Origin of the sequence: Streptomyces sp. SA15 (assembly GCF_002291145.1) — a bacterium.
Taxonomy (GTDB): domain Bacteria; phylum Actinomycetota; class Actinomycetes; order Streptomycetales; family Streptomycetaceae; genus Streptomyces.
Genome location: NZ_NTGE01000105.1, coordinates 1 through 7,885 on the forward strand (window position 1 = coordinate 1; position 7,885 = coordinate 7,885).

5 protein-coding genes are annotated in these 7,885 nt (G+C 73.8%); 1 reads left to right on the forward strand and 4 read right to left on the reverse strand.

The window, feature by feature from the left end; all coding sequences use genetic code 11:
* Positions 1–2,568 (reverse strand): beta-ketoacyl synthase N-terminal-like domain-containing protein (locus CLM62_RS23755; protein WP_179382202.1); only part of this gene is annotated, 2,568 nt, incomplete at its 3' end.
* A 227-nt stretch (positions 2,569–2,795) separates the two neighbouring features.
* Between CLM62_RS23755 and CLM62_RS23760 the strand changes: the two genes are divergently transcribed.
* Positions 2,796–3,986 carry a cytochrome P450 gene (locus tag CLM62_RS23760; protein ID WP_095751930.1) on the forward strand — a complete coding sequence of 397 codons (1,191 nt, stop codon included), beginning with the start codon at positions 2,796–2,798 and terminating at the stop codon, positions 3,984–3,986.
* Between the two features lie 94 nt (positions 3,987–4,080).
* Here the strand turns inward: CLM62_RS23760 and abc-f are convergent, their stop codons facing one another.
* From abc-f to CLM62_RS23775, 3 genes are all read right to left on the reverse strand, one after another.
* Complete coding sequence (abc-f, locus tag CLM62_RS23765; protein WP_095751931.1) at positions 4,081–5,715, reverse strand: ribosomal protection-like ABC-F family protein; 1,635 nt, start codon at positions 5,713–5,715, stop codon at positions 4,081–4,083.
* 402 nt (positions 5,716–6,117) lie between these two features.
* On the reverse strand, positions 6,118–7,086 hold the full coding sequence (locus CLM62_RS23770; RefSeq protein ID WP_095751932.1) for an alpha-ketoacid dehydrogenase subunit beta: 969 nt from the start codon (positions 7,084–7,086) through the stop codon (positions 6,118–6,120).
* Between the two features lie 92 nt (positions 7,087–7,178).
* On the reverse strand, positions 7,179–7,885 hold a 707-nt coding region (locus tag CLM62_RS23775), incomplete at its 5' end, for a thiamine pyrophosphate-dependent enzyme (RefSeq protein WP_257004045.1).

The window sequence follows — 7,885 nt, forward strand, 5'->3', positions numbered from 1 at the left end:
CCGCCCGCCGTGGTTGGCGGCGGCGCCGAGCACCACCGCCAGCAGCGGATCGCCGTCGGCGTCGGCCCGGCGCAGGGACCGCAGCACCAGCCAGCCCGCGCCCTCGCCCCGCACGTACCCGTCGGCCGCCGCGTCGAAGGCCCGGCTCAGTCCCTCCGGCGACAGCATGCCCGCCCGCTGGAACGCGGCCTGGTTGAACCCGTTGCCGAGCAGGTTGACCCCGCCGACCAGGGCGGTCTCGCACTCGCCGCGCTCGATCGCCGACACGGCCAGCGCCAGCGCGGTCAGGGAGGCGGAGCAGGCGGTGTCGACGGTGATGCTCGGGCCGGTCAGGTCGTAGTGGTAGGAGATCCGGTTGGCGAGGAAGGCCGGGAAGGTGCCGAGGGTCGCGTAGCCGTCCGCGTGTCCCTCCCGGACCGTCCGCTCCCGGAAGTCGTAGCTGGAGGTGCCGACGAAGACCCCCGTACGGGTCCCGGCCAGCCGCTCGGGAACCAGCCCGGCGTCCTCCAGGGCGTGCCGGCTCAGTTCGAGCAGCAGCCGCTGCTGCGGATCCATCGACCGCGCCTGGCGGGGCGGAATGCCGAAGAACTCCGCGTCGAAGTCGCCCGCCGCGTCGAGCAGTCCGGCGCGGGGGAGGGGCGGCGGCACGGCGCGGTCGCCCCCCTCAGGGACGTCCGGGACGAAGTCCGCGAGCCGGCCCGCCGGGATCTCCCGCACCGCGCACTCGCGGCGCACCAGCAACTCCCAGAAAGCATCCGGCCCTTCGGCACCGGGGAACGCACACGCCATCCCGACGATCACGGCCCGGTCACCCGGCCCGGCGACATCGTTCGGGGCGGCGCTGTCACGGACGGCCCTGGAGGGAACGGCGCCGTCCGAGACGTCCTCGCCGGCGGGCCCGTCCGAGACGTCTTCGCCGGCGGGCCCGTCCGAGACGTCTTCGCCGGCGGGCCCGTCCGAGACGTCTTCGCCGGCGGGCGTGCCTGCCGGTGCGGGGCGGGCCGCGTCCACCGCCGCCGCGAGGGCCCGCGGTGTCGGATGGTGCCACACGGCCGTCGCCGGCAGCCGTGCCCCCAGCCGTTCGCGGACGGCGGCAGCCAGACGTACGGCGGCGGACGAGGTCAGACCCAGTTCGCCGAACGGCCGGTCCACGTCCACCGGGCGGCCGGTGACGTCCCGTACGAGCTCCGCCAGCCGGTGCACCGTCGCCGGGTCCGTCGTGGGACGGGCCGGCTCCGCCTCGGTGGGGGAGTCGGCGCGGGGCCCGGTGCCGGCATCGGCCGTACGCCGTACGTGCCGGCGGACGTCCGCCAGGTAGCGGGTGGCCTCGCGGCCGTTGAGGACGCCGTGGTCGTAGGCGAGTGTCAGCAGTCGGGTCCCGTCCGGTCCCGGCGACGTGGCACCGAGGAACAGGGTGGCCACGGCGGGCGGCACCACGACGGGCGTGGCGTGCAGTGCTCCCTCGTCGTCCAGTGAGGAGACCAGCACAGTCGTGGTGCTGTCGACCGTGGTGTGGCCGGACAGGGCGGACTCCAGGGCGGTCGCCCAGCGGGCCGAGAAGTCCGCGAAGCCGCCCTCGTCGGCGCCCGGCAGACCCGCGACGACCAAGTCCCCCTCGGCCGTCGCGACGGCGACACCGGCATTGACCCGGCGGAAGATCCGCAGACCACCGGCTCCGATCCGGCGCGCCCGGAGCCGGGGATGGTCGCGGGCGGCGAGCGCGGCCAGCCGCACCAGGGCCTGGAAGTCGCTGACGAAACCCGTACCGGACTCCACGCGCAGCCGCGCGGCGGCCCGCCGCAGCGTCGCGGCGTCGAGGCAGACGCTGACGGACGAGGCCGTCACCTCGGCGCGCGACCGGTCGAGCGCCCGGTTCAGCCGTTGCTGAGCCTCCGTCAGGGGTACGTCGTCGAAGTCCGCCGGGGCTTTTGCCGCCCCGTCCTCCAGTTGCGGAGGGGCCGGCTCCCGCGCCGCGGCGGGCTCCTGCCCCGCCCCGGCTCCGTCCAGATGACGGTCGATGTCGGCCGGGGTGAGCATCGTGCCGCGGCGCGGTATCGACGCGAGATCCTCCACCGACAGCCCGCGCAGCCGGGCGTGCTTGCGGGCCAGGGGCGACACCCGGACGGGCGGCCCGGCTACGGCGTGCGGCGGGGAGGTTTGCGGCCCGGCGGCCGGGCGCGGGGAGACGCCGGGCTCCTCGTCACCCGGAGCCCGGCAGGCGGGCGGCGCCCCGTCGCCGGACGCCCCGTCACCTGACTCCCCGCCCCCGGGCGTCCCCTCGCCACCCTCTGCCGCGACACGTATGCGCGCCACCGGCTCGCCCTCCGCGACGGTGGCGCCCTCGGCGACCAGCCAGCACTCCAGCTCGCCGCTCACGGGGGCGTCGACGTCCACGGTGACCTTGTCGGTCTCGCACTCGTACAGGGGCTCCCCGGCCGTGAAGTGCTCACCCGGCCCGCGATACGTCCGCAGCAGACGTGCCCCGGTCACGTCCTGCGCCAGTTTCGGCAGGCACAGGGTCGTGATCCGGTTGGTACACGGAACGTCGCCGCTCGTGCTGGCCTCCATCCGACCTCCTGCTCCCGTCGTCCGACCGACCGGTCGTGGATGTCCCGCCCGCCACTATGGGCAGGCCGTCTGACGGCGGCCTGATGCCCGCCTGACGGACCGTGGGCGGCCCCTCTCGCTGCGTCACGGGAGGCGAGGAGACTCACGGGACGGACGACGAGCCGCGAGGCGGTTCCCCGGCCGACCGACAGCCGAACCGGAAGCCATCCCGACGGACATGGAGAGACATGGTCGCCAGCGAGACGCGTCACCCCTACCCCTTCGACCGCACGGCCCCGACCGAGATCCCGCCCCTGTACGAGGATCTGCGCGAGACGGAACGGGTCGCAAAGATCACCATGGCGACGGGGGACCCGGGATACCTGGTCACCCGGTACGAGGACGTCCGCTTCGTCCTCTCGGACCCCCGCTTCAGCGTCCGGCAGAACCTGCCGGGAGCCCCGCGCCTGACCGAGATGACCTTCGAGAGCGTGATGACGACGGACCCGCCCACGCACACCCGGCTGCGCCGGCTGGTCTCACGGGACTTCACCTCGCGCCGCGTCGAGCGGATGCGTCCCCGGCTGGAGGAGATCGTCGACGAACTGCTGCAGGCCATGGAGGACCAGGGGCCGCCGGCCGACATCGTGGAGTCCCTGGCGGTGCCGTTCCCGATCACCGTCATCTGCGAGCTGCTCGGCGTGCCGATGGACGACGTGACCCGCTTCCGTGGCTGGGCCGACACCATGGTGTCCCTCACCGGCTACTCGATGGAGGACTGGTCGGCCGCCCGCGACGCCCTTCAGGACTATCTCGACGGCCTCATCGTCGCCAAACGGAAGGAACCCGGCGCCGACCTGCTCAGCGCCCTGGTCGCCACCGCCGACCGGGAGGACGACCTGACCGACAGGGACGTACGTTCGCTCTCCCTCATCCTGCTGCTCGCCGGGTACGAACCGGCGTCCAACCAGCTCGGTTCCAGCGTGCTGACGCTGCTGCGCTTCCCCGGGCGGCTGGCGCAGCTGCGGGAGCGGCCCGAGCTGCTGCCCTCCGCGGTGGAAGAACTCATGCGCTACGCCCCGGCCGGGGACGGCGCCCTGTTCCGCGTCACCCTGGAGGAGGTGACGATCGGCGACACCCGCATTCCGGCGCACAGTGCCGTCCTGGCGTCGACACAGGCCGCGAACTGGGATCCACGGCGCTTCGAGGACCCCAAGGGCCTGCTGCTGGACCGCCCGGACAACCAGCACACCGCGCTGGGCCACGGCATCCACTTCTGTCTCGGCGCCGCCCTCGCCCGGCTGGAACTCCAGGTCGCCATCGGCGCGTTGCTGCGCCGCTTCCCCCGGCTCGAGCTGGCCGCCGACGTCGGAGAACTGCGCTGGTCGAGTCCCGGCTCCATGCTCAGCGGGTTCTCGGAGATCCCCGTGACCTGGTAGCCCGCGTCACGCGGTGCACGACGCCCGCCCCGGCCCTCCCGCCCGCACGCGGGGAGGGGCCGGGGCGGCGCACACCACGACAGGAGGAGCCCGGTCACCCCGAGGGTGTCGATGCCTCGGTGAGCAGCCTGCCGTCACGTACCTCGACGCGCTCGCCGGCGAAGCGGGACCGCAGCCGCCGGTCGTGCGAGACGATCACGACGGCGCCGGGGTAGAGCGCCAGGGCCTGCTCCAGTTCCTCGACCAGGGTGAGCGCCAGGTGGTTGGTGGGCTCGTCGAGCAGCAGCAGGTCCGCCGGTTCCACCACCAGCCGGGCCAGGGCCAGCCGCCGCTGCTGTCCCACCGACAGCCGGCCCACCGGGACGTGGAAGCTCTCCGGCTGGAACAGCCCGAGCGACGCCAGCCGCTCCCGGTGCTCGTCCTCGGTGCCCACCCGGCCCTCGGCGAACGCGGCCAGCAGCGGCTGCTCGGGCCTGCGCACGGTGACCTCCTGCGGCAGGTAGCCGATGCGTCCGCGGCGTACGACCCTGCCGGAGTCCGGTTGCCGCACACCCGCGATGACGTTCAGCAAAGTTGTCTTGCCGGCGCCGTTGGGTCCCTGGACCAGCAGCCGGCGGTCCCTGCCGACCGTCAGCTGCTCGACCCGCAGCCGACCCTCCACCACCACGTCCGTCAGCTCGGCCGGCGGACCCTCGACCTCCGTGCCGGTGTGGGACAGGCCAGCGGCGAACCGCAGCGGGTCCGGCGGCCGGGGCACCGGGTTGGCCTCCAGCCGCCGCAGCCGCTCCAGGGCGTTGCGGACCCGGCTGCCGACCTGCCGTTCCGCGCGCAGGCCGTGGTTGAAGTACTGGAGCTTGTTGGAGTGGAAGCGGTTGGCGTACCCCACTCGGTGCGCGGTGGTGACGCTGCGGACCCGCTGGAACTCCATGTCGTCCAGCCAGCTCTGGTACTCCTCCTCCCAGCGCCTGCGTGCCGCCGCCTTCTCGGCGAGGAAGCCGGCGTAGCCGTTTCCGTAGCGGTTGACCGTCCGCCGCTCGCCCTCCACTTCCAGGATGATGTCGGTGACGTTGTCCAGGAAGACCCGGTCGTGGGAGACGGCGACGACCGTGCCGGGGAACGTCCGCAGCTTGTTCTCCAGCCAGTTCATGGCCGGTTCGTCCAGGTGGTTGCTGGGCTCGTCGAGCAGCAGCAGCCCCGGTTCGGTGGCGAGCAGGCAGGCGAGGACGAGTCGGCTCTGCTCCCCGCCGGACAGGGCGCCGATGGGCCGGTCGAACGGGATGTGACCGAGACCGAGTTCGTCCAGCATGGCCCGGACACGGGCGTCGGCCTGGTACCCGCCGCGGGACTCGAAACGCGTCACGAGCTCGCCGTAGGCGTCCAGCTCCGCGGGGGTCGCGGTGGCCATGCGGGACTCGGCGTCGCGGATGGCCCGCTCCAGTTCCCGCAGGTCCGACAGGGTCCGGTCCACGGCGTCCTGCACGGTGTAGTGCGGGGGCAGGTCGACGGTCTGGCCGAGCAGGCCCACGCCCGCCGCGGCGTCGACGACGACCTCCCCCTCGTCGGGCTGCTCCACGCCCGCCATCAGTCGCAGCAGGGTGCTCTTGCCCGCGCCGTTCTCGCCCACGACGCCGACGATGTCGCCGGGGCGGACGCTGAACGAGACGTTCTCCAGGACGGGGTGGTCGGCGTAACCCTTGGACACGCCGGAAAGAGTGAGCTGAGAAGGCATACGGAGATCTCCAGACGGGACGCGTGGAAAGCGTCCCGGAACCCGCGGTCGCACGGTCCGACGGCGACGGCATGCGGGAAGGGGCGATTGGCTGTGTGTGCTGGGGAACTCGCCTGCCCGGTCAGAAGATCATGCACACGAGTGTAGCGGCCGGGCGGACGCGGCGGCAAAGGGGCAGGCGGGTGGGGAGGGGGCGGCGATTGCCGCCGCGAGAGACCCAAGCCGCGCCTGACGACGGCGGGTTGTCGCGCCGAAGCGCGAGCGGCGGGGCCCGCCGGGCCCTCCCGTACGCGGACGGGGCTTCGCGCGTCCGTAAGCCGAGGTTGGACCGCGCGCCCAGTACCCCCATCCCGCCCGTGTGCGCCCAGTACCCCCATCCCGCCCGTGTGCCGCGAACCCCGCTCAGTCCTCCCAGTGAAGCTGTTCGACCGCGTCCAGGATCCGCTCGACGTCCGGCAGGTGATGGTGCTCCAACAACGGCGGTGGGTACGGGACGTCCAGCCCCGTGACCCGCAGCACCGGCGCCTCCAGGTGGTAGAAGCATCGCTCGGTGAGCCGGGCGGCCAGTTCCGCGCCGACACCGGCGAAACCGCTCGACTCGTGGACCACCACCGCCCGCCCGGTCGCGCGCACCGTGTCGCACAGGGCGTCGTCGTCCAGCGGCACCAGCGTCCGCAGGTCCAGCACGGCGAGGTCGAGGCCCCGGTCCGCCGCCGCCCGCGCCGCCTCCAGGCACACCGGCACGCACGGCCCGTAGGTGATCAGCACGGCGGAACGGCCGGGGCGTCGCAGTACCGCGCGGCCCGGCGGGGGGACCCTGGCAGGCTCGTCCGGGGACCACGGTTCCCGGGCCCAGTACAGCCGTTTGGGCTCCAGCAGCACCACGGGGTCGTCACCGGCGATGGCGGCGCGCAGCAGACCGTAGGCGTCGGCCACCGTGGCGGGAGTGGCCACGTGCAGTCCGGGGGTGTGGGCATAGTAGGCCTCCGAGGAGTCGCTGTGGTGCTCGACGCCGCCCACCCCTCCGCCGTACGGGATCCGCACCACCAGGGGCAGCGGGAGCCGTCCGGAGGTGCGGTTGCGCATCTTGGCGACGTGGCCGACCAGTTGCTCGAACGCGGGGTGGGCGAAGGCGTCGAACTGCATCTCCACGACGGGGCGCAGACCGTACATCGCCATGCCGACGGCCGTGCCGAGGATGCCCGCCTCGGCCAGCGGGGTGTCCGCGCAGCGGTCCGGCCCGAACTCGGCGGCCAGGCCGTCCGTGACGCGGAAGACCCCGCCGAGGGAGCCGACGTCCTCGCCGAGGACGTATACGGTGTCGTCCTCGCGCATCGCGTCCCTCAGCGCCTGGTTGAGCGCCTGCACCATCGTCGCCCCGGCCGCCGCGCCGCCGTCCACCGGCGCGGCCGTCGTCCCGGTCGTGCCGGTGCCGGTCGTGGCTCCCGTCTCGTCGAGTGCCGTCACGTGGCCTCCTCCGATCCCGTGGCGGCGGTCGAACGCCACGCCGCCTGTGTGGCGGCCTGTTCGCGCAGGTGCGGGGTGGGTCGCGCGTAGACGTGCGTGAAGAGGTGACGCGGGGACGGCGGGGGCGGGTCGGAGAAGGCGGCGCGCTGCTCCCCGGCCACGCGGTCGGCCGCGGCCGTGGCCTCGTGCACCGTGGTGTCGTCGAGCAGCCCCTCGGCCTTGAGGTGATCCTCCATCAGGGTCACCGGATCGTGCTCCTTCCAGACGGCCACCTCCTCGTCCGTGCGGTAGCGGCGCGGGTCGTCGGCGTTGGTGTGCGGGTCGATCCGGTAGGTGATGGCCTCCACGAGCACCGGTCCCCGGCCCGACCGCGCCCGGGCGACGGCCTCCGCCAGCACCTGGTGCGTCGCCAGGACGTCGTTGCCCTCGACCAGCCGTCCCTGCAGCCCGTAGCCCACCGCCTTGTGCGCCAGGGTCGGTGCGGCGTTCTGCCGGGCCAGCGGTACGGAGATGGCGAAGCCGTTGTTCTGCACGAGGAACACCACCGGCGCCCGCAGCACCCCGGCGAAGGTGAGGGCCTCGTGGAAGTCGCCCTCGCTGGTCGCGCCGTCGCCGGCGAGGGCGAGCGCGACGACGTCGTCGCCGCGCAGCCGGGCCGCGTGCGCCAGACCGACGGCGTGCGGCAGGTGGGTGGCCAGCGGGG